Source organism: Capnocytophaga sp. oral taxon 380 str. F0488 (assembly GCF_000318255.2).
Taxonomy (GTDB): domain Bacteria; phylum Bacteroidota; class Bacteroidia; order Flavobacteriales; family Flavobacteriaceae; genus Capnocytophaga; species Capnocytophaga ochracea.
The window spans coordinates 12,664-36,309 of sequence record NZ_KB291191.1 but is presented as its reverse complement, the minus strand read 5'-3'; the positions used below and the strand labels follow the sequence as shown (position 1 = coordinate 36,309).

Annotated in this window: 17 protein-coding genes; 11 read left to right on the top strand and 6 right to left on the bottom strand. The window is 38.7% G+C overall.

The annotated features are described in order from the left end of the window. Window positions 1-89 precede the first annotated feature (89 nt). The 3 genes from HMPREF9078_RS04330 (at window position 90) to HMPREF9078_RS04320 (ending at window position 5,502) form a co-directional block, all read left to right on the top strand. Complete coding sequence (locus HMPREF9078_RS04330) at window positions 90-2,621, top strand: ATP-dependent Clp protease ATP-binding subunit (RefSeq protein WP_009419522.1); 2,532 nt, start codon at window positions 90-92, stop codon at window positions 2,619-2,621. 65 nt (window positions 2,622-2,686) lie between these two features. Then, window positions 2,687-3,595, top strand: coding sequence for a C40 family peptidase (locus HMPREF9078_RS04325; protein WP_009419521.1), 909 nt, complete (start codon window positions 2,687-2,689; stop codon window positions 3,593-3,595). Continuing rightward, entirely contained in the window at window positions 3,592-5,502 is a 1,911-nt protein-coding gene (locus HMPREF9078_RS04320) for a ComEC/Rec2 family competence protein (protein ID WP_009419520.1), read from the top strand. The genes HMPREF9078_RS04325 and HMPREF9078_RS04320 overlap by 4 nt, the downstream gene beginning before the upstream one ends. Here HMPREF9078_RS04320 and HMPREF9078_RS04315 read toward each other — a convergent pair. Further along, a complete protein-coding gene (locus tag HMPREF9078_RS04315) occupies window positions 5,488-6,195 on the bottom strand; it encodes a phosphatidylcholine/phosphatidylserine synthase (protein WP_034542834.1) in 708 nt (235 codons plus the stop codon). The genes HMPREF9078_RS04320 and HMPREF9078_RS04315 overlap by 15 nt on opposite strands. Before the next feature lies 1 nt (window position 6,196). Next, window positions 6,197-7,030: an FKBP-type peptidyl-prolyl cis-trans isomerase gene (locus HMPREF9078_RS04310; RefSeq protein ID WP_009419518.1), complete on the bottom strand. Its 834-nt coding sequence runs from the start codon at window positions 7,028-7,030 to the stop codon at window positions 6,197-6,199. An 81-nt stretch (window positions 7,031-7,111) separates the two neighbouring features. On the opposite strand from HMPREF9078_RS04310, the gene HMPREF9078_RS04305 reads away from it, so the two are divergent. Further along, window positions 7,112-7,498 carry an RNA-binding S4 domain-containing protein gene (locus tag HMPREF9078_RS04305; RefSeq protein ID WP_009419517.1) on the top strand — a complete coding sequence of 129 codons (387 nt, stop codon included), beginning with the start codon at window positions 7,112-7,114 and terminating at the stop codon, window positions 7,496-7,498. On the opposite strand, the gene HMPREF9078_RS04300 is transcribed toward HMPREF9078_RS04305, so the two are convergent. Further along, window positions 7,493-9,871 carry a thiamine pyrophosphate-dependent enzyme gene (locus HMPREF9078_RS04300; RefSeq protein ID WP_009419516.1) on the bottom strand — a complete coding sequence of 793 codons (2,379 nt, stop codon included), beginning with the start codon at window positions 9,869-9,871 and terminating at the stop codon, window positions 7,493-7,495. The two genes, HMPREF9078_RS04305 and HMPREF9078_RS04300, sit on opposite strands and share 6 nt — an antisense overlap. A 408-nt stretch (window positions 9,872-10,279) precedes the next feature. Between HMPREF9078_RS04300 and HMPREF9078_RS04295 the strand changes: the two genes are divergently transcribed. Beyond that, window positions 10,280-10,891, top strand: a complete 612-nt coding sequence (locus HMPREF9078_RS04295) for a fumarylacetoacetate hydrolase family protein (RefSeq protein WP_009419515.1) — start codon at window positions 10,280-10,282, stop codon at window positions 10,889-10,891. A 98-nt stretch (window positions 10,892-10,989) separates the two neighbouring features. Here HMPREF9078_RS04295 and HMPREF9078_RS04290 read toward each other — a convergent pair whose 3' ends face one another. From HMPREF9078_RS04290 to HMPREF9078_RS04280, 3 genes are read right to left on the bottom strand one after another with little or no spacing between them, the layout of a single operon-like run. After that, window positions 10,990-11,766 carry a diadenylate cyclase gene (locus HMPREF9078_RS04290; RefSeq protein ID WP_009417337.1) on the bottom strand — a complete coding sequence of 259 codons (777 nt, stop codon included), beginning with the start codon at window positions 11,764-11,766 and terminating at the stop codon, window positions 10,990-10,992. After that, on the bottom strand, window positions 11,763-12,581 hold the full coding sequence (gene folP, locus HMPREF9078_RS04285; protein WP_009419514.1) for a dihydropteroate synthase: 819 nt from the start codon (window positions 12,579-12,581) through the stop codon (window positions 11,763-11,765). Before folP ends, HMPREF9078_RS04290 begins: the two co-directional genes overlap by 4 nt. Window positions 12,582-12,606: 25 nt before the next feature. Then, window positions 12,607-14,025 (bottom strand): L-serine ammonia-lyase, encoded by a 1,419-nt coding sequence (locus tag HMPREF9078_RS04280; protein ID WP_034542832.1) that lies wholly within the window; start codon window positions 14,023-14,025, stop codon window positions 12,607-12,609. Between the two features lie 615 nt (window positions 14,026-14,640). Here HMPREF9078_RS04280 and HMPREF9078_RS04275 point away from each other — a divergent pair. The 6 genes from HMPREF9078_RS04275 (at window position 14,641) to HMPREF9078_RS04250 (ending at window position 23,539) form a co-directional block, all read left to right on the top strand. Continuing rightward, complete coding sequence (locus tag HMPREF9078_RS04275; RefSeq protein WP_009419511.1) at window positions 14,641-17,319, top strand: AsmA-like C-terminal region-containing protein; 2,679 nt, start codon at window positions 14,641-14,643, stop codon at window positions 17,317-17,319. 22 nt (window positions 17,320-17,341) lie between these two features. Beyond that, entirely contained in the window at window positions 17,342-18,088 is a 747-nt protein-coding gene (gene gpmA, locus HMPREF9078_RS04270; RefSeq protein WP_002672496.1) for a 2,3-diphosphoglycerate-dependent phosphoglycerate mutase, read from the top strand. A 149-nt stretch (window positions 18,089-18,237) separates the two neighbouring features. Next, window positions 18,238-19,359, top strand: coding sequence for an N-acetylmuramoyl-L-alanine amidase (locus HMPREF9078_RS04265; RefSeq protein WP_009411845.1), 1,122 nt, complete (start codon window positions 18,238-18,240; stop codon window positions 19,357-19,359). Between the two features lie 20 nt (window positions 19,360-19,379). Next, window positions 19,380-20,330 (top strand): MlaD family protein, encoded by a 951-nt coding sequence (locus HMPREF9078_RS04260; protein WP_009419510.1) that lies wholly within the window; start codon window positions 19,380-19,382, stop codon window positions 20,328-20,330. A gap of 9 nt (window positions 20,331-20,339) precedes the next feature. Next, window positions 20,340-21,650: a (Fe-S)-binding protein gene (locus tag HMPREF9078_RS04255; protein WP_009419509.1), complete on the top strand. Its 1,311-nt coding sequence runs from the start codon at window positions 20,340-20,342 to the stop codon at window positions 21,648-21,650. Between the two features lie 23 nt (window positions 21,651-21,673). Continuing rightward, window positions 21,674-23,539, top strand: coding sequence for an ABC-F family ATP-binding cassette domain-containing protein (locus HMPREF9078_RS04250; RefSeq protein ID WP_009419508.1), 1,866 nt, complete (start codon window positions 21,674-21,676; stop codon window positions 23,537-23,539). Window positions 23,540-23,646: the final 107 nt, after the last annotated feature.

Genomic DNA, 23,646 nt, shown 5'->3' with positions numbered 1-23,646 from the left:
GTGTAGAAGACTGCCTTTTTTCCTGATAAGGAGAAATGGAATAGTTTTTGTTACTACCCAACTATTTAATACAAAACAAGAGGAGATTTATGAACGATAACTTTTCACCAAGAGTTAAAAGGATATTCACATATAGCAAAGAAGAAGCCATTCGCTTAGGGCAATCTACGGTAGGCACTGAGCACTTTGTGTTAGCCATATTGCAAGAAGGTGAAGGTAGTGCAATTGATTTAATGCACAGTTTAAATATCGATATGGAAAGACTGCGCCAAAACATCCACACGCTCACTTCTGCACGTGGTCTCAACCCTCCTAACTTCAATGCCGTTCATTTCACCGTACAAGCCGAAAGAGCAATGCAGGCTACTTACTTAGAAGCAAAACGCTCCCAGAATGATACAATTAATACAGCTCATCTATTACTAAGCATTTTGCGTAACGAAAACGACCCTACTACTAAAGTTTTCAACAAGCTAGGCGTAAATTATGAAGTAGCAAGAGATAAATTCCAACCCATACGCGACGATAATTATCAAGTCTCATCACCCACCGATGAAGTTGATGAATACGACCGAGATTATAGTTTACCTCACGAAAACAAATCGGGTTACAAAGGTCAGCAACCTAATCAAGGGGGGCAATATGGGCAACGAAAACTCACTGTGTTAGATAACTTTGGTAGAGATTTAACTGCTTTAGCCGAACAAGGTAGTTTAGACCCCGTAGTAGGTCGCGAGAAGGAAATAGAACGCGTATCCCAAATATTGAGCCGCCGTAAGAAGAATAACCCAATACTCATCGGTGAACCTGGTGTTGGTAAAAGTGCCATCGCCGAAGGATTAGCTTTGCGCATTATTCAGAAAAAAGTGGCACGAGTATTGTATAACAAACGTGTGGTAACACTCGATTTAGCTTCCTTAGTGGCTGGAACTAAATATCGCGGACAGTTTGAAGAACGCCTTAAAGCTATAATGAGTGAACTCGAAAAGAATAAAGATATTATTCTTTTTATTGATGAAATTCACACCTTAGTGGGAGCTGGTGGCGCCTCAGGTAGCTTAGATGCCTCTAATATGTTTAAACCTGCCTTAGCACGTGGTGAAATACAATGTATTGGAGCTACTACCTTAGATGAATATCGCCAATCTATTGAAAAAGATGGTGCATTAGAACGCCGTTTTCAAAAAGTAATCATCGAACCAACAAGTGTAGATGAAACCATACAAATTCTTCGCAATATAAAAGGAAAATACGAAGAACATCACAACGTAACCTATACCGATGAGGCTATCGAGGCTTGTGTAAAGCTCACCAATCGTTATCTTACCGACCGTTATTTGCCCGATAAAGCTCTTGACGCCTTAGACGAAGCTGGTGCAAGAATACATATTATGCAAGTAAAAGTTCCACAATATATCGTGGAATTGGAAGAACGTTTAGAACAAGCTACTCAAGCCAAAAACAGAGCTGTTTCACGTCAGCAGTTTGAAGAAGCTGCCCGTTTGCGCGATAACGAGAAAATTATCGAAAATTCATTAGTCGAAATGAATAAGAAATGGGACGAAGAATCTAAACAACACCGTGATGTAGTAACTGCCGACCATATTGCCGATGTAGTCTCAATGATGAGCGGCGTACCTGTAAACAGAATTGCTCAAACTGAAATGAGCAAACTCTCAGGATTATCCGAGATAATGAAATCCAAAATCATTGGTCAAGATGAAGCGGTAGAAAAGGTAGTGAAATCTATCAAACGCAATCGTACAGGCTTAAAAGACCCGAATAAACCTATAGGTTCTTTCATCTTTTTAGGACAAACAGGAGTTGGAAAAACACAACTCGCTAAAGTGCTTGCCAAAGAACTTTTCGATTCAGAAGAAACAATGGTACGCATTGATATGAGTGAGTATATGGAGAAGTTCTCAGTTTCTCGTCTCATAGGAGCTCCTCCAGGGTATGTAGGTTATGAAGAAGGCGGTCAGCTCACCGAGAAAATACGTCGCAAACCTTATTCTGTGGTGCTTTTAGATGAGATAGAAAAAGCACACCCCGATGTTTTCAATATGCTTTTACAAGTGCTTGACGATGGTTTCTTAACTGATAGTTTAGGACGAAAGATTGATTTTAGAAATACTATCATCATTATGACCTCTAATATAGGAGCTCGTCAAGTAAAAGATTTTGGGCAAGGTGTTGGTTTTGGCACTTCAGCAAGAATAGCCCAATCCGAAGCTAATGAGAAATCTATTGTCGAAAATGCTTTGAAAAAGGTATTTGCTCCTGAGTTTCTAAACCGTATTGATGATGTGATTACTTTCAATCCTCTTAGCAAAGAAGATATCTTTAAAATTATCGATATTGAGCTTTCTAAACTGTACTCACGTATCAACGATTTAGGCTATGGAGTACAACTCAGCCAGAAAGCAAAGGAATTCATTGCAGATAAAGGCTATGACAAACAATATGGTGCTCGACCTTTGAAACGCGCTATTCAGAAATATGTAGAAGACATATTAGCCGAAGAAATAGTATCTAACCAAGTGCACGAAGGCGATAGCATTCACTTTGATTTAGATGAGAAAGGAGAAAACCTCATAATAACACAAAAAGAACTTATTTAATAACATCAACCTTTTGAACTTTTAGGTATTTCCTCAAAGTTCAGAATTTAAACGCTCAAATTACTATGTACGTATTAAGAATTTTAGGTTTATTTACACTACTACTCAGCTTATCTTCCTTTTCAGAGGCAGTAAAGAATACCGAAAAGAGTGTAGTTGTAAATACAGCTACCACAAAGGCTGTGGAAAATAAGAGCAAGCCTAAAAAGAAAACATTTTCTCCTCCTAAGAAAGGGAAAAAAGCTACCACCAGAGTGGCTACAACAGCTAAAAAACGTCATAAGTTACCTCCTAAACGCAGTGTAGCTCATCATTCTGCTAAAAAGTCTGTAAAAAAAGCTCCTGTTAAGAGAGCTTTAGCTATAACTGATAAAAAGAAAAAGCCTATAAAAGAAGATATAGCTGTTGCTAAGAGTAAGAGATATGCTCCTAAAAAACACATCGGTAATAAAGCCCTAAAACAATACGCTGAAAATACCCTCGCAGACACTGAATTGGAAGACGACTTAGAAGACGAAGAACTATTTGAGGAACCTGAAAGCTATGAAACTACCGATATAGCGCTTACTGCACTCTCTAAAAGTAAAGCAGATACCAAACAGCAGAAAGTATTATTAGATACAGCTTTCTCATACTTAGGAACCCCTTACAGACACGGAGGTGTTACCCGTAATGGTATGGATTGTTCTGGTTTTGTAAGTACTACTTTCAAATCTATTTCAGTACCATTATCTCACTCCTCACAAGAAATGGCTACACAAGGAACTAAAATTGACTTGGAAGATGTAAAAGTAGGCGATTTACTTTTCTTCAGAACGACTAGGAAAAACAGAATATCACACGTAGGTATGGTAGTAGATATAGATGGAGATATTAAATTCATACACTCTTCCTCTAAAAGAGGAGTTGTGATTTCTTCATTAAGTGATGAATATTACAAGAAAACATTTCGTATGGCAAAACGTGTAATGTGAGATTTGTAAATACTCCCATATTAACTATCTTATTAGGACTCATAGGAGGGATTGCTATTACTGATGTAATAGCTCCCTCTTTTTTATTTGCAATAAGTAGTTGTATATGCTTACTGCTCACTTTGGCAATACATCAGTTTTTAGCTACCAAACGATATACTTTTCGTCACGGAATTGTAATACACGTAGGTCTCACTTCCGTAGCAGTGGGTATACTAATAACTATCCTTCATACCCCCACCTATAACTCTAAGCATTACACACAAAAACTAAATGCTAATGAGTATTACACTTTAGAAGCTGACATAATAGAGCAAACTTCACAAACAGATTACGGTACTACCTTTAAAGCCGAGCTCTTAACGGCTAACCATACAAGTACAGAAGGAAAAATTCTGTGCTTTTTTCCTTCTAAAACAATTACCGATGATGTGAAAACATTAGCTCCAACAGATAGATTGGTTTTTGTAGGCAAATATACTCCTATATCTCCTCCTAAAAATCCATATCAATTCAACTATAAACGGTATATGGAGCGAAAAGGTGTATATGGGCGAACAGAAGTAGTTGCTTTTTCTGTTGTTAAAAATAATACAACAGGTTTTATGGGGAGTATTGCGAGAACACGCTCTCATTTAGCTATTGTAATAGGCAAATATTTTAATCAAGAGTCTTCTGCTCTGTTAAAAACACTACTCTTAGGAAAACGTACTGATTTAGATAACGAAGTCTATCAACATTATGTTGATGCGGGAGCGGTGCATATCTTAGCTATTTCGGGATTACACGTAGGGATTATTACTGCTATACTCCTTTTATTACTGCAAAAGATGCCTAATTTAGGTTTTTATCGTCCATTGCGATACTTTATACTATTAGCAGGCTTATGGACTTTTGCTTTCATAGCAGGCGCCTCTCCTTCGGTACTGAGGGCTACTGTAATGTTCAGCTTTGTAGGATTGAGTACTCTTATACGCAGGAAACAAGGCAGGTTTGATGCGTTAATGCTCTCAATGTTATTTCTGTTGCTTATCAATCCTTACTATTTGTATGATGTAGGCTTTCAGTTGAGTTATGCAGCAGTATTTTCTATAATGAAATTCTACCCTGTGATGCGCAAATGGTGGCAACCTGAGAATAAATACTTACAATGGATATGGTCACTATTTTTGGTAGGATTATCTGCTCAAATAGTAGTTTTACCTATCAGTTTGTACTATTTTCACCAGTTTCCTATATTGTTTTTCGTTTCTAACTTGGTAGTAGTACCTTTATTACAACCTATACTCATAGGAGGTATCATTGCCTTATGTTTGGGAAGTTTTGGTATTCTGCCTTATGCCATAGTTTTCGTCTTAGAAAAATTAATCGCTTTGATGAACTTTTTGGTAGCATTTATAGCTCATCAAGAAACGTTTATCATACGCAACATACCTTTTACTACTCCCCTACTTCTTTCTTCCTTATTGACGGTGTTCATACTCATTGTTTTTGTACATTATAGGAAATACAAAGTATTGGTAGCTCTTCTCTTATCTGTTATTTTATTTCAAGGGGTACTTTTCTATCACAAATATCAATTAGAAACTACTGAAGAAATGATAGTTTTCAGCAAATATAAACAGAAAGTAATCACTATTAGACAAGGTGATAAACTAAGTATTTATCAAACAGATACAATTTCTCCTGATCCTGTAGTAATGAACTACATAAAAAATAAAGGTGTCAGTAATATTGAGCTTAAGAAAATGCCTTATATACTACGCTTCAAACAAAAAAACTACTTGCTAATGGATAGTTTAGGGATATACCCAAAATCCAAGCAAGTAGTTATTGATAGTGTTATCTTCTTACAAAAACCTAAAATCAATTTGGATAGAATGAAGCGAGATTTATCGCTTAGGTAGTAGTAAGGAAAGAATAATGTACAATAAAATAATTAGCGGAATAGCAATTATTTTTAAACTTAGAAGTAAAATGACGCAAAGCGCTAAGAATACATATTTCAACGCATTATTCTTAAAAGAATAATCGCTAAACTTCAACGCAAAGAGTGCTATTTCAGCATTCAACAAGTAAGCACTCAACAAAGTAATCCCTAACAAGACCCACATATTATGCAATAAACTATTGAATAATTCAGTAGGCTGATATTGTAATATAAGAGGCAAAGAAAGAATAAACATTGTATTAGCTGGAGTAGGAAGCCCTATAAAGCCAGATGTTTGCCGTGTGTCTATATTAAAATTCGCCAAGCGATAGGCAGAAGCTAAAGTAATAAAGAAACCAACATAAGGCAACAACATAGCAAAAGTCCCCTCAGTTTGTAATACATAGGTACTATTACTCAATAGCTGAAACATCACAATGCCAGGAACTACTCCAGAAGTAACCATATCGGCTAAGGAATCTAACTGTAAACCCATTTCGGATTTTACGTGTAGCAAACGAGCAAAGAAACCATCAAAAAAATCGAGGAAAATGCCTATTGCCACAAACAAAGCAGCCCAATCAATCGCTCCTCTTACGGCAAAGACAATCGCTACAGTTCCGCAAAGGAGATTGGATAAAGTGATAAGATTAGGGACATACTTCTTCATTCTACTTACAATCGGCATCTAAATAATCTGGAAGATACGAAATATCTTTGTTAGCATCACAATCTGGATAAGTTACCACACCATATTCATTACGCACAATCTCATTTATAGAAGGTTTACCATCGTGATCGTGGTCGGCACGACGTGTAGCAATAAGTCTTACTGTAAAAATTAAAGGTGAATAAGCAGGTATTTTAGATTGGCTGTTATTGAAATAGCCTAAACCTGAAGGAATAAAGAAAACTCCAACTCCTCCATCAGTAGGAGCATTTAGAGTACCATCACTATTGTTTGTAAGCCCTCTAGCTGATGCTTTTAGTTGAGCAACCCCCTCCCTAAAACCTCTAATAGTACCTGAAGGCTTGTTGGTAACAATATTACCTATGAGATCCATCCAATTAGAAGTAGATTGTGTTGTTGTTTCATCAAATACACTTAAATCTAATAACTGTCCTTTATAATTCACATATACTGAATCAGCAATAGTAGTGGTAGTTCCTGTCCCCTCTTGCAAAATAAGATAGTAAAGCGTATGACGTACAAGAGCATTATTAGCATCATAGACATCTAATTCTAACCGTTTTAGCTTACTATCATTGAAGATAGACGCTGTAGTATTAGAGGTTGTTGCAAAGGTAACCGTTTCAGAAATAGTGGTTGTTGCTGAAAAAGTGTAAGTATGCGTTTTTAAGAATGTTTCAATACTTTGATTATTCTCATTTCTCACCTCTGTAACATCACGTGGAGGCGCTACATTAGAGTTTTCATTTTTCTTACACGAAACAGCAAATAGTAAACCTATTGTGCTAATAGTAAATATAAATTTATTCATCATATAAAATTTCTTTATCCCTTAGTATAAGATACAATTAATTTATTATTTTTGCACTTATTATATTTTCTAAAATACAAAAGAATGCGAATTGATAAGTACTTATGGTGTGTACGTTACTTCAAAACACGTAATATAGCTACTGAAGCCTGCAAAAAAGGACACATCAAAGTGAATGGTGAAACTGCAAAACCCTCAAGGGAGATTTACAAAAACGACCAAATAATAGTGCGTAAGAACCAAATCAACTACCAATTGGAGGTTTTAGATATCCCTGTGAGCCGTGTGGGAGCTAAGTTAGTAGACCTTTATCGCCAAGACAACACGCCTCCTGAGGCTTTTGAACAAGCCGAAATACAAAGACTTGCGCAAGACTATTATCGCGAAAAAGGAGAGGGTCGCCCTACTAAAAAAGACCGCCGTGCTATTGATAATCTCTTGAATGACTTTCAAGAAGATAATGAATTATAGCAAGGTTGGATATTTTTCAGGATTAGCTTCGTGCATTATACTGTATATCTTCTCAATGATACTATCAGCATTAGGTTTAGAAAAGTAATCACCATCAGTAGCATACGCTGGACGATGTTCTCCTGCTGCTAAGGTTTGTGGCGCACTGTCCAAATACTGATAAGCATTTTGTTCTTCTACAATTTTCTGCAAAATATATGCCGAAGTAGCTCCAGGCATATCTTCGTCTACTACTAATAGTCGATTGGTTTTCTGTATGCTCTTCACTATATCGTGACGCACATCGAATGGTGCCAAGGATTGTGCATCTATAATCTCTATATCAATACCCATAGAAGCTAACTCATCGGCAACTTCACACACGATGCGCAAAGTAGAGCCATAAGATACGACTGTAATATCTTTTCCTTCACGAAGTGTTTCGACTACTCCAATAGGCGTTTTGAACTCGGTGAGGTTCGTGGGCATTGCTTCTTTCAGGCGGTAACCATTAAGACATTCCACCACTACCGCAGGTTGATTACCTTCTAAGAGTGTATTGTAGAACCCTGCTGCCTTCACCATATTACGAGGAGTAAGGATATACATTCCTCTAAGAGAAGCTAACAATATTCCCATAGGAGAACCTGCGTGCCAAATACCTTGTAAACGGTGTCCTCTTGTTCTGATGATAAGAGGAGCCATTTGCCTTCCAAAAGTGCGATAATGTAAACTAGCCAAATCATCACTTAACGTTTGTAAACCATAGAGAATATAATCTAAATATTGTATCTCAGCAATCGGACGTAAACCACGCATGGCCATACCTATACCTTGTCCTACTATAGCAGTTTCACGAATACTTGTGTCAGCTACTTTTATAGCTCCGTGTTTTTTCTGTAATCCTTCTAATCCTTGGTTTACATCACCTATGTTCCCTACGTCCTCACCAAATATCAATAAATTAGGATATTTAGAAAGTAAGGCATCAAAATTCTCTCTCAGTACAATACGTCCATCAACAAGTTCTTTTGATGTATCATAGGTGGGGAGTACTTCTTCTATATGGATAGGATTTTGTTTATTTTCAGTATGAAGAAATCGACTATATTTGGGTTCGTTTTCTTTTATATAGCTCTTTATCCAATTCTGTAAGGGAAGTATTCTATTTTCACCTTCAGGTAATAATAAACGTAAGGCTTTTCTGGCAGTGCTCAACACATCTTTGCGATTAGGTAAGGCCACTTTAAGAAGAGATTTGGATAGGCTTTCTACTTTTTCTTTTATAGTACTATTATTTGTATTTATTAATAATGAAGCAAGAAGAGCAGTAAGTTCTTTCCTCTCTTGTTCAATAGGTTTAATATAAGCTTCCCAAGCTTTTTTCTTTCCTTCATTCACACGTTTCTTAGCCTGTTGTTCTATAGCTAGCAATTCTTCTTCAGTAGCATAGCCTTCCGCCAATATCCATTCACGCATTTTGGAAATACAATCAAAATCTTTTTCCCATTGAAGTCGTTCAGGACTTTTGTAACGCTCGTGTGAACCAGATGTAGAGTGACCTTGAGGTTGAGTAAGTTCAAGAACGTGTATCAATATAGGTATATGTTGTTCACGAGCTATCTTACTTGCTTTTTGATAAGTTTCATATAAGGTCGGGTAATCCCAACCTTTTACGACAAATAGTTCAAAACCTTTATGTTTTTTGTCTCGTACAAAGCCCTTTAATGCTTCAGAAATACTTTGTTTAATGGTATGATATTCTTTAGGAACAGAAATACCATACTCATCGTCCCAAACAGACATTACTAAAGGCACTTGCATTACCCCTGCTGCATTGAGGATTTCAAAAAAGTGACCTTCACTGGTGCTTGCATTACCAATAGTACCCCAAGCTACTTCATTACCGTGATTTGAGAAGCCTTTACTTTCAGCATTCGGTAACTCACGATACACTTTAGAGGCTTGTGCTAAACCTAATAAACGAGGCATCTGCCCTGCAGTACACGATATATCGCTACTGCTATTCTTTTGTTTTAATAAATCTTTCCAATTTCCCTCTTCATCTAAACTATGAGTAGCAAAGTGTCCACCCATTTGACGACCTGCACTTGTAGGGTCTGCCTCTATATCAGCGTGTGCATATATTCCTGCAAAGAAATTCTCTACTGTATGCACCCCGAGAGCCATCATAAGAGTTTGATCGCGGTAATAACCACTTCGGAAATCACCATCTCGAAAGGCTCTTGCTAAAGCTAATTGAGGTACTTCTTTTCCTTCTCCAAAAATACCAAATTTTGCTTTACCAGTAAGCACTTCTTTTCTTCCCATCAAGCTACATTCTCTACTGAGAACAGCGATGCCATAGTCTTCTAACACATCTTCTTTTTTCATTGGTTATATCTTAAAATAATATTTGTTTTATTTCATAATCATTTTTGTCCTGTTACAAAAACTCGGGCAAATGTATTACTTTTTTTTAAAATATACAAACATAATACAGTTTTTATTTTTACTTTTGCAATCTATAAGCTGTATTTCAGTAATAGGAAATCATTGCATATGAAGCGTATTCTTATCACAATAAACTATTTTTTTAATTGAACAAATAGGTGTTTTGTTACTTTAAAACCTCTCACAGATTTTATAAAATAAAACCTTTCCCAAAGGAAAGAAAACCAAATTATAAATAATAAAGAAAGGCGCATTTTGCCTCAAGACCTTATTCCTAAGAAGGAATTGTAACAACGTAAAAGCGATTGAAAAATAGTATTTTTATATCAAACTCACATTAAAATAAATATGAAAATTATTTGTATAGGTAAAAACTACCGCGAGACTATCGAAACATTTGATAAAACAACGGTTCAGCCCATAGTGGTATTTATGAAGCCTGATACGGCTATTCACAACCTTGAGATTCCTTACTACATTCCTGATTTCACACAGGATTTGCACTACGAAATAGAATTAGTACTGAAAATCAACCAGAATGGGAAGTGCATTTCGGAAAAATTTGCACATAAGTATTACGACGAGATTGCGGTGGGCATTGACTTTACCGCTTGCGACCTGCAAGCGGATTTGAGTCAAAAAGGACTATCGTGGGAGCTAGCGAAGGCTTTTGATGGCTCAGCTATCGTAGGAAAGTTTGTCTCTAAAGAAACATTTGAGAGTTCTTCCTCTATTCAGTTTCACTTAGACAAAAATGGCTCTACTGTACAAAAGGGCAATACGACACAAATGCTCAGAGGTTTTGACGTTATCATCTCGGAGGTATCTCAGTTCTTTACCCTTCGCAAAGGCGACCTTATCTTTACGGGAACACCTAAAGGTGCAGGGAGAGTAGCAGCAGGTGATGTGTTAGAGGGATTTTTGGGGGGAGAGAAAGGATTTAGTTTGAAAATTAGATAATTTGGAAATTAGCAAATTTAACGATTAGCCCTAGAAGCCCCAAAGCCAGTGAATGCTTGAAGCTCGCTATCTGAAAAAGGTTGTAGCGCGACAAGCAATTAAAAATCGGATTGTACAGCTTTGATGAGTTCATCGTTATTCTTGAATTTTACAAAGGCACCATTCTTGAAGTAGGAAATGTGTCCGGTTTCTTCAGAAACGACTAAGGCAGTAGCGTCTGTTTTCTCGGTGATAGAAATGGCGGCACGATGACGCAAACCATAGCGTTTAGGCAAGTTGATTTCACTTGCAACAGGCAGTATTACCCTTGTAGCTACGATGTGGTCACCCTTTATCACAATGGCTCCATCGTGTAGCGGACTATTCTTATAAAAGATACTTTCGATAATAGGCTCGGAGAACTCTATATTCACCTTGTCGCCAGTTTGGGTTACAAAGTCGAGAGGCATATTGTGTTCCAAAACGATAAGCGCCCCTGTATTGGTACTGGCTAACTTCTGACATACATTTATCAAACTCTCAATATTAAGCAGAATTTCCTTCTCCTTGAAGAAGTGAAAAGCACGGTGTAGCTTGTTGCGTGCAGTGATATTGGTAGAACCAATGGTGAGCAAGAAGCGACGTATTTCTTGCTGGAATACAACTATCAGTGCGAAGACTCCTACCCCAATGAACTGACCTAATATACTACTAAGCAACTGCATTTGCAAAGCTTCGGTAATCTTCCATATCAAGTAGATAATCACAATACCCATAAAAATATTAATGGCTACCGTGCCTCGAATTAATCGGTAGAGGTAGTACAAGAGGGCTGCAAACAGCACTATATCAATCGCATCGACGATTGTAAAGTCTAAAATATCGAATAGTTTCATTGTATTTTTTCAAAGAGTGTTACACATTCTTTAGCTTCTTTTACATCGTGTACCCGCAAAATGTGTGCCCCTTTCATCAGGGCTATGGTATTGACTACTGTCGTAGCATTCAGTGCACCAGCAGGGTCAGTTTCTAACAATTTGTACAACATCGACTTGCGGGAAAAACCTACCAATAGCGGACAACCAAAGCTATGGAATAGCTCTAAGTGCTTCAATACTTCGTAATTCTGGTCTAAGGTTTTAGAGAAACCAAAGCCTACATCTACTATAAAATCGTTAATCCCCGCTTGCAAAGCTTTGGCTTTGCGCTCGGAAAAATAGTAGCGCATATCACTGATAATATCCTTATAATCGGTGTGCTGTTGCATTGTTTGGGGTGTACCTACGAGGTGCATCGCAATATAAGGCACCTGAAATTGCGCTACTGTAGCCAACATCTGCTCATCTAAGAGTCCGGCAGAAATATCATTGATAATACAAGCCCCTTCTAAGAGCGATTGGCGTGCTACCTCACTGCGAAAAGTATCTACCGAGATACGTATCTCGGGGAAATGTTGCACCAAAGAGCGCACTACGGGCACTACCCTACTGAGTTCTTCGGCTTGTGAGACTTCGGGTGCATTGGGGCGGGTGCTATAACCACCCACATCAATAAAATCTGCGCCCTGAGCGAGCATTGTTTCTGCGCGTTGTAAGAGCGTTTTTTCGGTTACACGACTACCTTCGTAGAAAGAGTCGGGAGTATGATTAAGGATTCCCATCACTCGCGGGGTATCCATAGAGAGAAGCTCTCCTTTACAGTTTATTGTCATTAATTGTTAGTTATTAGTTGTTAGATTAGCAGTCCGCCATATTTACAGCTACCGCTAAGCCCCCTTCTGAGGTTTCTTTGTATTTAGAGTTCATATCTTTGGCAGTTTGCCACATAGTATTGATAACCTTGTCTAAGGGTACTTTCGCATTCTTAGGGTCGGTTTCGATAGCTAATTCGGCAGCGTTAATTGCTTTGATTGCCCCCATAGCATTGCGCTCGATACAAGGGATTTGCACCAATCCGCCAATAGGGTCGCAAGTAAGCCCCAAGTGGTGTTCCATTGCTATTTCGGCAGCGATGAGTACCTGCTCTGGAGAACCACCCAAGAGTTCGCAGAGCGCACCTGCCGCCATTGCGGAAGATACACCTATTTCGGCTTGACAACCGCCCATAGCTGCTGAAATGGTTGCCCCTTTTTTGAAGAGACTGCCTATTTCACCCGCTACCAATAGAAATTGCTGAATTTGCTCCTCGGTAGCTTGTTGGTTTTCGATAGTTATGTAGTAGAGTAACACGGCGGGAATCACCCCTGCACTACCATTGGTAGGTGCCGTAACTACACGCCCCAACGAAGCATTCACTTCATTAACTGCCAGCGAAAAACAACTTACCCATTTAAGGATTTCGCGAAATTTGATATTCGTTTTCTTGATAGAGTTCAGCCAATTCTCTGGACTATCGTAGGTTACTACCCCTATGAGGTTCTTGTGGATATCATAAGCACGACGGCGCACGTGTAAACCGCCAGGGAGTACACCCTCGGTATGACAACCTATATAAGTACATTCCAACATTATATGCCATATACGCATCAGTTCGCTATGGATTTGCTCCTCAGTGCGCAAGGCTTTTTCGTTTTCATAGACGATTTCGGATATTTTCTTTCCTTCTTGGCAACAATAGCTAATCAGTTGCTCAGCTTTATCAATAGGGAAAGGGAAATTTCGCTGAGTATCTTCCTTGGCTGTTGCTTGTTCTCCTTCTTTTACTATAAAACCACCCCCTACTGAGTAGAAAGTAGAAGCATAACTGAACCCCTCGCCTTCAGCTGTAAAAGTAAGACCATTGGGGTGAAAAGGCAAAAAATCTCTATTGAAAATAATGTCTTCCTTAGGATTGAAGCTAATGATGCTCTCATTACCTAAATAGAGCTCTTGATTATTAGTAATAGCCGTAATAATCACATCTAAACTCTCGATAGGCACATACTCAGGGTCGGCACCACTGAGACCTAACATTACTGCCAAATCGGTAGCGTGTCCTTTGCCTGTGAGAGAGAGTGAGCCATATAAATCTACGTGCACTTTGGTTGTGCGAGTTAGGAGGTGCTTCTCTCTCAATTCTTTGAGGAAAGCCTCAGCAGCACGCCAAGGACCTAAAGTGTGAGAGCTGGAAGGACCTACCCCTATTTTTAGCATATCGAATACACTTATCTGCTCCATTTTTTCGTTATAAGACTTTATAAGAATGCAAAAATAGAGAGAAATTAGCAAATTAGCAAATTTGAAAATTAGCACATTAGATAAAACACACTAAATTAGTGAAGTAAAAGAGGTATAGCTTGGGTGTAGAATTTGGACAAAAATGATTAATAAAGTTTCCTCTAAACCTCTAACGAAGAATCAGCGGACAGAATATCTACTTACAAGGAGAGGGAGTGTAGTAACGGAAAAAGTAAGACGAACAATGAACGGTGCGAGCCACACGGGCAGATAAACAAATGACGAAGAAAAGACGAAGAAAAGACAAAGAAAAGACGAACAAAAGACGAACAAAAGACGAACGAATGACGAACAAAGAACGAACAATGAACGAACAATGAACGAACAAAAGACGAAGGAAAAGCGAAGCTAAAGCAAAGGGAAGTTAAAGCTAAGAGAGTGTTAAAAAAGAGGATATTAGTGGATTTCAACTTTGGTAAAGTGCAAGATGAAAATCCGCAGACCAATTCTGGTAGACTATAAAAACAAAGAACAAAATAATTATTTCAGAATTTATTGCTAATTGTTAATTATTTCGTATCTTTGCACTCAGAAAACATAATTGCTAAAACACGAATGAAAATAGCTAAAAAAATACTGAAATGGGGAGGTATAACCCTACTGCTCCTCATCATCGCAATGATTGCTATTCCTTTTTTCTTTAAAGATACTATCAAGGAAAAGGTTATTGAGATGGCAAATGAAAACTTAAAGGCGAACATCGGATTGCAAGATGTTGATATTAGTCTGTTTAAGAACTTTCCTAAGGCACGCGTTACCCTCAACGATTTTGTTTTGGTAAACAAAGAGCCTTTCGTAGGTGATACACTTTTTGCTGCTAAACACATAGATGTAACGCTTAGCATCAAAGATTTATTAGCGGGCAACTACAATTTGCTAGGAGCTAATGTGAAAGATGCTTCGGTGTATATACACCTTAACAAGGAGGGAGAAGGCAACTATGATATCGCTATTCCTTCGGATAAACCTGAGGAAGAGTCAGCACCTATCAAGCTAGATATTCAGCGGTACAATGTAGAAAATCTGAAATTTACTTTCAAAATGGACGACGGCAACCTCTTTATGGAAGCAGCCGATATTTACCACAGCGGGAAAGGAAACTTTGCCGAAGAGGTATTGGACTTAGACACTCAGACGAAAGCCAACCTAACTTTTGCAATGGGTAAGAGTACTTTTATGAAGCGAGTGCCTATCACCTTGCAGGCTATTTTGGGCATCGACCTCAAAAATCAGAAATATACTTTCAAGCAAAACAAAGCTACTGTAAATCGTTTGGATTTGGTATTCGATGGTTTTATTCAATTATTGGAGGAAGGACAACATTACGACCTTACTTTTAGCACCCCTACCAATTCATTTCAAAACTTTTTAGCGCTCATTCCCGAAGAGTACTCTAAAAGCATTGAGAATGTAAAAACCACAGGAAATCTGACTCTGAAAGGTTTTGCCAAAGGTGATATGGTAGGTGATAAAATCCCTACTTTCGGACTTGAAATGTATGCAGACAATGCTTCTTTTAAATATCCGAACCTACCTAAAACGGTGCGTGACATCACTATCGACCTAAAAGTAAACAACGCTACGGGTATTACCAACGATACCAAAGTGAACCTCAACAAATTTACGATGAGTATTGACCAAGACCATTTTTCGGCTCGTGCCAATGTGAGCAATGTGGTAGTAAACCCGTTTGTGGATATGGCAGTAAAAGGGACTATCAACTTGGCAAACTTATCGCAAGCATACCCTATTTCGTTAAACAAGAAGTTGGCAGGAATCTTACGTGCTGATATAGCGACACAATTGGATATGAAATCGGTAGAGGCTAAGAATTATCAAAAAATTAAAGCGCAAGGTAATTTGTCGCTTTCTCAGTTTGTATATGCAGGCGAGGAGTTTGTAAAACCTTTCCATATTGATAACTTAAACGTAGCCTTTAATCCGTCGCACATTGGGCTTTCAAAATTTGATGCTCGCACAGGTGATAGCGACTTACACCTTACTGGAACGATAGATAATCTGTACGGTTTTGCTTTCAGAAAAGAAATCCTCAAAGGAAACTTTAATCTATCTTCGAACAAGTTAGTAGTAAACGATTTTATGCAACCCGCAACAGAATCGTCTGCTCCTGCGAAACAAGAAACCAAAGAAGCACCTAAAGCTAATAAGACCTCTACAAAAGAAGCGGCTATAAAAGTACCTGCTTTCTTAGATTGTGCGCTTACTGCAAAAGCCAATACGGTGTTATACGACAATTTGAAATTGAGTAATGTATCGGGCAAACTGATTATAAAAGACCAAAAAGTAACCTTAGAGAACTTAAAATCGGATATTTTTGGAGGAAATATAGCTCTTGCAGGAGATGTATCGACCAAAGAAAAAGTACCTACCTTTGACGTAGATTTAAACCTCAACCGCCTTAACATATCCGATGCTTTTACGCAAATTACTATGCTCGAAAAGATAGCGCCTATTGCGAAAGTTGTACAAGGGAAAGTGAATACGGTTATCAACGTAAAAGGTAATTTGAAAAACGATTTAACTCCTCAAATTAACAGTATCTCGGGCGACCTATTTGCAGCACTTATCGACTCCAAGATTGACAGCCACGGTTCTCCTCTACTCTCAGCCTTAGACAGCCAATTTACGGGATTAAATTTAGCCAATCTCAACCTAAAAGATGTGAAAGCAGCGGTTGATTTTGAAGATGGAAAAGTAAAAATCAAGCCTTTTACTATCAAATATAAAGATGTAGCCATAGAGGTAGCAGGTTCTCACGGATTTGACCAACAGATGAATTACAAGCTCACCTTTAATGTACCGCCTCAAATGTTGGGTAAAGAAGCAGAAGGTTTGTTAGCAAAATTGACTCCTGAAAACCAGAAAAAGATAAACAACTTGCCCGTGGTAGCAACCGTAGGTGGAACTTTCAAAAAACCACAAGTAAGCACCGATGCTAAAGCCGTAGTAAAAAATTTGGCTACCCAAATAGCTAAAAACCAAATTAACAACCTTACCGCTAAAGGCACTGACGCACTACAAAAGGCTTTAGGAGGTAAAACAAGTTCGGGTACAGCAGGCGAAATAACCAAAACCGTGGGAGGACTGATGAAGAACAAAGACAGCACAATGACTAAAGTGAAAGAGAAAGCCAAAGAAGAGGCTAAAAAAGAAGCCAAAAAACAAATAGGCAATTTCCTCAGAGGTTTGGGTAAAAAAGAAGGAGAAGAATAAAAATAAAATTAATTAAATATATATGTATAAAGTAGTACTTTTACGCCACGGGCAAAGTGAATGGAACAAGCTCAACTTATTCACAGGGTGGCAAGATGTAGATTTAACAGAGCAAGGCGTACAAGAAGCACGTGAAGCAGGACGCGTAATGAAAGAAGAAGGCTTCAAATTTGATGTTGCCTATACTTCAGTGCTCAAAAGAGCTATCAAAACCTTGAACAATGCTTTGGAGGCAATGGGCGACCTTTGGGTGCCTACACACAAAAGCTGGAGACTCAATGAAAAGAGTTACGGGGCGCTACAAGGTTTGAACAAAGCTGAAACTGCTGCTAAATACGGTGAAGACCAAGTACTTTTGTGGAGACGCTCTTACGATGTTCGTCCTCCACTTATTGAAGAATCAGACGAACGTCACCCTTCACACGACCGTCGTTACGCTTCACTTACCAAAGAAGAAAAAACAGCAGGCGAAAGTTTGAAAGATTGTTATGACCGTATGTTGCCTATATGGTTTAACGAGATTGCGCCAGACATTAAAGCAGGCAAGAGTGTGATTATCGCAGCACACGGTAACAGTTTGCGTTCTTTGGTACAATATCTCGACGGGCTTTCAAAAGAAGAAATCTTAAAGCTCAATATCCCAACGGGAGTACCTTTGGTATATGAACTCGATGCTAATTTAAAACCTATTAAACATTATTACTTAGGCGACCAAGAAGCTATTGCAGCCGCTATCAACAGCGTGGCAAATCAAGGTAAATCAAAATAAAATTTGCTTGATATATTGATAGAAGAAGGAGGTTATTTATTGCAGATAACCTCCTTTATTCCTTTAAAAATGAAACTTTAACGTCACGCTTTTTGTATATTCGAGTAAAATAATTACCTTTGCACCAATTTTAAGCAGAACATATATTAATGAAATTTATATACATTCTTCTTTTTTCACTATGCAGTAGTACTTTTAGTCTGTTTTATGGACAGAAGAACCCTGTGTTTAAAGTAGTTTTAGATGCGGGTCACGGAGGTAAAGACCCCGGTAAAGTAGTACAGAAAAACATCTTTGAGAAAGATGTGGTGCTGAAAATAGTATTATTAGTAGGCAAAAAGTTAGAGGCTTACCCTGATATAAAGGTGATTTACACTCGCAAAACCGATGTGCTAATTGACCTTTATGAACGTGGGGCTATTGCCAACAGGAACAAAGCCGATGTATTCGTTTCAGTACACTGCAACGCTCACGAAACACAAGTAGACGGTGCGGAAACATATGTATTAGGGCTACACGCCAACCAGCAGAACTTCGAGGTTGCCAAAGCCGAAAACTCGGTAATCTACTTGGAAGATGATTACAAAAAGAAATACGCTAAGTACAATATCAACTCACCTGAATCGGTAATAGGGCTATCTATTATGCAAGAAGAGTTCTTGGAGCAGAGCATTCAGCTAGCTAAGTTAGTGCAAAACCAACTGACAGGAGTGATGAAACGCACTAACAGAGGCGTGCGCCAAGCGGGATTCATCGTCTTGCACCAAACCTATATGCCGAGTATCCTTATAGAAACAGCATTCCTTACTAACAACGAGGAACGCAAATTCCTCACCTCGGCTAAGGGGCAAGAAGAGTTTGCCGAAAACATTGCTGAGGCGATACTCGCTTACAAGAAATGGATAGAAGACAAAAGTTCTTATACTACCCCTGACGACAGTATTTCACAAGTAAGAGAAAAAAGTAATACCCCAAGACAAAGTACAAGTAATAGCACTATCAACAACAGCGATTTGAGCTATAAAGTACAGATATCATCAAGCCCTAAAAATTTAGAAACAAAGGCTTTTAATTTCAAAGGACTCTCGCCTATATCGGTTGAAAAAGACGGGCGTGTATATGTGTATTACTATGGAGATACTTCGAAGCACAGAGAAGCCCTTGAGCTACTGAACAAAGCAAAAAAAAAAGGGTATAAAGATGCTTATATCGTAGCTTTTTACCAAAAGAAACGCATTACAGTAGAAAGAGCTAAACAAATAGAAAAGTAAACTTATTCAAATAGAAACTGATGAAACTATCCAGAGAAATAAAAACAGCTATTATAGTTGTGGCGGGTATTGCCGCTTTTTATATAGGCTTTAACTTCTTGAAGTCTAAATCATTATTTAATAAAACGAATACTTATTACGCTTATTTTCCTCATTCAGGAGGGTTAAAAACAGGTACACAAATCACTGTAAATGGGGTGAAAGTAGGGAGTGTGGAAGCAGTGGACTTAGAAGAGAAAAGTGCCAAGATAAAAATCACGATGGAGTGTTCAGACGATTTTAAGTTCTCTAAGAATAGTGTAGCCGAGCTTTACAACAGTTTGCTTGGAGGTGCAGGACTTCAAATTATTCCCGCCTTCGATAATGCTCCTATAGCCGTATCGGGAGATGTATTAGAAGCACGCGTACAAGAAGATATGCTCGCCTCTATCTCTTCGTCAATCAAACCTACACAAGACAAACTCAATCGCCTTTTAGGACAAGCCGATACCACTCTTACAGGAGTGAACAGTGTTTTAGATGCTAAAACTACTAACAATTTAAAAATTGCCATTGCCGAACTGAGCGCGACAATGCACAACCTAAATCAGGCATCAGTAAACCTCAATAAGATGTTGGTAGCTAATCAAGCCAATTTGAATGCTACTTTAAGCAATGCTAATAAAATCACTACTGATCTATCAAAAGTATCAGGACAGCTTTCGGAAGCTGAGCTCAATAAAGTAATTGCCAATGCACAAACAACTCTTAACAACCTCAACACTCTTTTGGCTGATATAGAAGGGGGCAAGGGCACTATTGGAAAATTGCTGAAAGACGAAGCGCTCTATAAAGATTTAGACAAATCGGCTAAACAGCTCGAATTGCTCTTACAAGACCTTCGTTTAAATCCTAAGCGTTATCTTCATTTCTCCGTTTTTGGTAAAAAAGCTAAAACATACGAGCCTCAAGACGAAGAAAAAGGAGAATAAACTGTATTGATGAGCTTCTTTCCTAACATAGTATTTATAATACTTCTCTGTATAGGGGGAGGCTTTTTTATTTATAATCTACGGAAACTCATTAGGAATATCCGTTTAGGCAAGCCGGAAGACACTTCTGGCAACCGCAAAGAACGACTCAAAAATATGTTGTGGCTCGCCTTAGGGCAACGAAAAATGTTGGTACGCCCCATAGTGGGTGTGTTACACATTATTGTATATGCAGGTTTCCTGATTATCAACATCGAACTTTTAGAGATTATTACTGACGGTATCATAGGAACCCACCGCATATTTGCCTCCTTAGGGGCGTTCTACAACTTCTTGATAGCTTCTTTTGAGGTATTAGCTCTCTTAGTGATTGTAGCAGTAACCGTATTTTGGATAAGGAGAAATGTACTAAAACTACCACGCTTTCGCAAGGCAGAAATCAGAGGGTGGGCAAAAAAAGATGCAAGCAATATCCTTTATGCCGAAATGGTAATGATGAGTCTTTTCCTACTGATGAACGCTGCCGATGCTCAGCTACAAGCATTACACGTACCCCACTATGTGCAAGCAGGTTCTTTCCCTGTGAGCGAATGGTTACGCCCCTTGTTAGGAAACGCTTCGGTAAGCACTCTTATCGTTGTAGAACGCAGTTGTTGGTGGTTACACATTACCGGGGTTTTATGCTTTTTAAACTACTTATATTACTCCAAACATCTACACATACTGTTAGCTTTCCCTAATACGTACTACGCACCTATTCGTCCGTTAGGAGCTTCTAAGGTAAACCCAGTGGTAACACAAGAGGTGAAACTAATGTTAGTCCCCAATGCCGACCCTTTTGCAACGCGACAAGACACAACCCCTCCTGATAAGTTTGGAGCTTCGGACGTGACCGACCTCACTTGGTTACAGCTGATGAACGCCTATACTTGTACCGAGTGCGGGCGTTGTACCGATGAATGTCCGGCGAACCTCACTGGTAAAAAGCTTTCTCCTCGCGCGATTATGATGAAAACACGTGACCGTTTAGAAGAGGTAGGGCGCAATATAGACAAGAACGGTACTTTTGAGTCTGATGGTAAGCAACTTTTAGGCGACTACATTACTCCTGAAGAACTATGGGCTTGTACCACTTGCAATGCTTGTGTGGAGGTCTGCCCTGTGAGTATCAGTCCGTTATCTATTATTATGGATATGAGGCAGTATTTGGTAATGGAAGAATCGGCAGCCCCTACCGAACTCAATGTGATGATGACTAATATAGAGAACAACGGAGCCCCCTGGGCGTATAGCCAAGCAGATAGAGATATCACAAATTAATTTTAATTTATTATCTAAATTGAATGAACTTACTATCCGTAGAAAATATATCAAAAGCCTTTGGCGAACGCATAATCCTTGAAAACATCTCTTTTGGTATCAATAAAGACCAAAAAATAGCCTTTATCGCTAAAAATGGTACAGGGAAGACTACTTTACTCAATATTATTGCAGGCAAAGACCAACCCGATAGTGGACAAGTAGTATTCCGCAAGGACATACATATAGGTTTTCTCTCACAAAATCCCTCTTTTAACGAAGAACTCACGGTAGAAGAGACTATTTTCGCAACCGACAATCCTATTTTGCGATTGATTCAGGAGTACGAACACGCTTTACAGCACCCTGAAAACGAAATGGCTTATCAAAAGGCTTTTGAACAGATGGAACGCCATAATGCCTGGGATTTTGAAACACAATACAAACAAATATTCTTCCGTCTAAAATTAGACAACCTCCAACTGAAAGTAAAAAACCTTTCGGGAGGACAGAAAAAGCGTCTTGCCTTAGCCAATGTACTTATTAGCAAACCTGACTTGCTGATATTGGACGAACCTACGAACCACCTCGACTTAGAAATGATTGAATGGTTAGAGCAGTACTTTGCCAAAGAAAACCTCACACTCTTCATTGTTACACACGACCGTTATTTCTTGGAACGCGTGTGCAATGAAATCCTGGAATTGGACAATGGCGAACTATTCAGCTACAAAGGGAACTACTCCTATTTCTTAGAGAAAAAAGAACAGCGATTAGCACAAGAGCAGGCTTCGGTAGAGAAGGCTAAAAACCTTTATGTAAAGGAACTCGACTGGATGCGTAGGCAACCTAAGGCACGGACTACCAAATCGAAATCGCGTATAGACGATTTTTATAAGATAAAGGAGGCAGCCCACAAGCGTCGGAAGGAGCACTCGGTACAGCTCGAAATCAATATGGAGCGATTGGGAAGTAAGACGGTGGAGTTTCACAATGTGAGCAAGAGCTTCGGAGACTTGCGCGTGCTCAATAAGTTCAATTATAATTTCTTGCGGGGCGAACGAGTGGGAATTATAGGTAAGAACGGCACGGGCAAATCCACCTTTCTCAACTTACTCACCTCGGCTATCACGCCTGATAGTGGTAAAATAGTAGTGGGAGACACTATTAAGTTCGGGTACTATACCCAAGATGGTATTGAGGTACAACAAGGACAAAAGGTAATAGAAGTGATACAAAAGTATGGTGATTACATTCCACTACTTAAAGGGCGCACTCTATCAGCAGGACAGCTATTGGAACGCTTTCTCTTCGACCGTAAAAAGCAATACGACTATGTAGAGAAACTCAGCGGAGGGGAACTTAAACGCTTATACCTATGTACTGTACTCATTCAAAACCCCAATTTTTTGATTTTAGACGAGCCTACGAACGACCTCGATATTGTTACTCTGAACGTCTTAGAAGACTTTTTGTTAGACTATCCAGGGTGCTTGGTGGTAGTATCGCACGACCGCTATTTTATGGATAAAATAGTAGACCACCTTTTTGTCTTCAAAGGCAATGGCGAAGTAGAGGATTTCCCTGGTAACTACACCGATTACCGCGTGTACGAAGAGAGCGTTCCTCCGACAGACGATACTCCCAAGAAAGAAGCCACCAAAAACACTTGGCGCAAGGACGGAACGAAAGGTTTATCATTCAACGAGCAGAAGGAATACAACCGATTGGAAAAAGAAATAGCGCAGTTAGAAGAGAAAAAAACTGCTATAGAAGCTACTTTTGCCGAAGGAAGTCTTAGCAGTAATGAAATACAAGAACAATCAGTAGCCTTACAAGAGACACTTACTGCCATAGAGGAAAAGACCGAACGCTGGTTTGAATTAACGGAAAAGCTGGAAGAATATTAATATTTTACTTCACTGACAAGTTAGCATATTAAGAGTAATTTCGCTTTTTACTTAATTTTATACATTACAATTTTCAAATTCTACTTTATTTTCGTATCTTTGCCCCC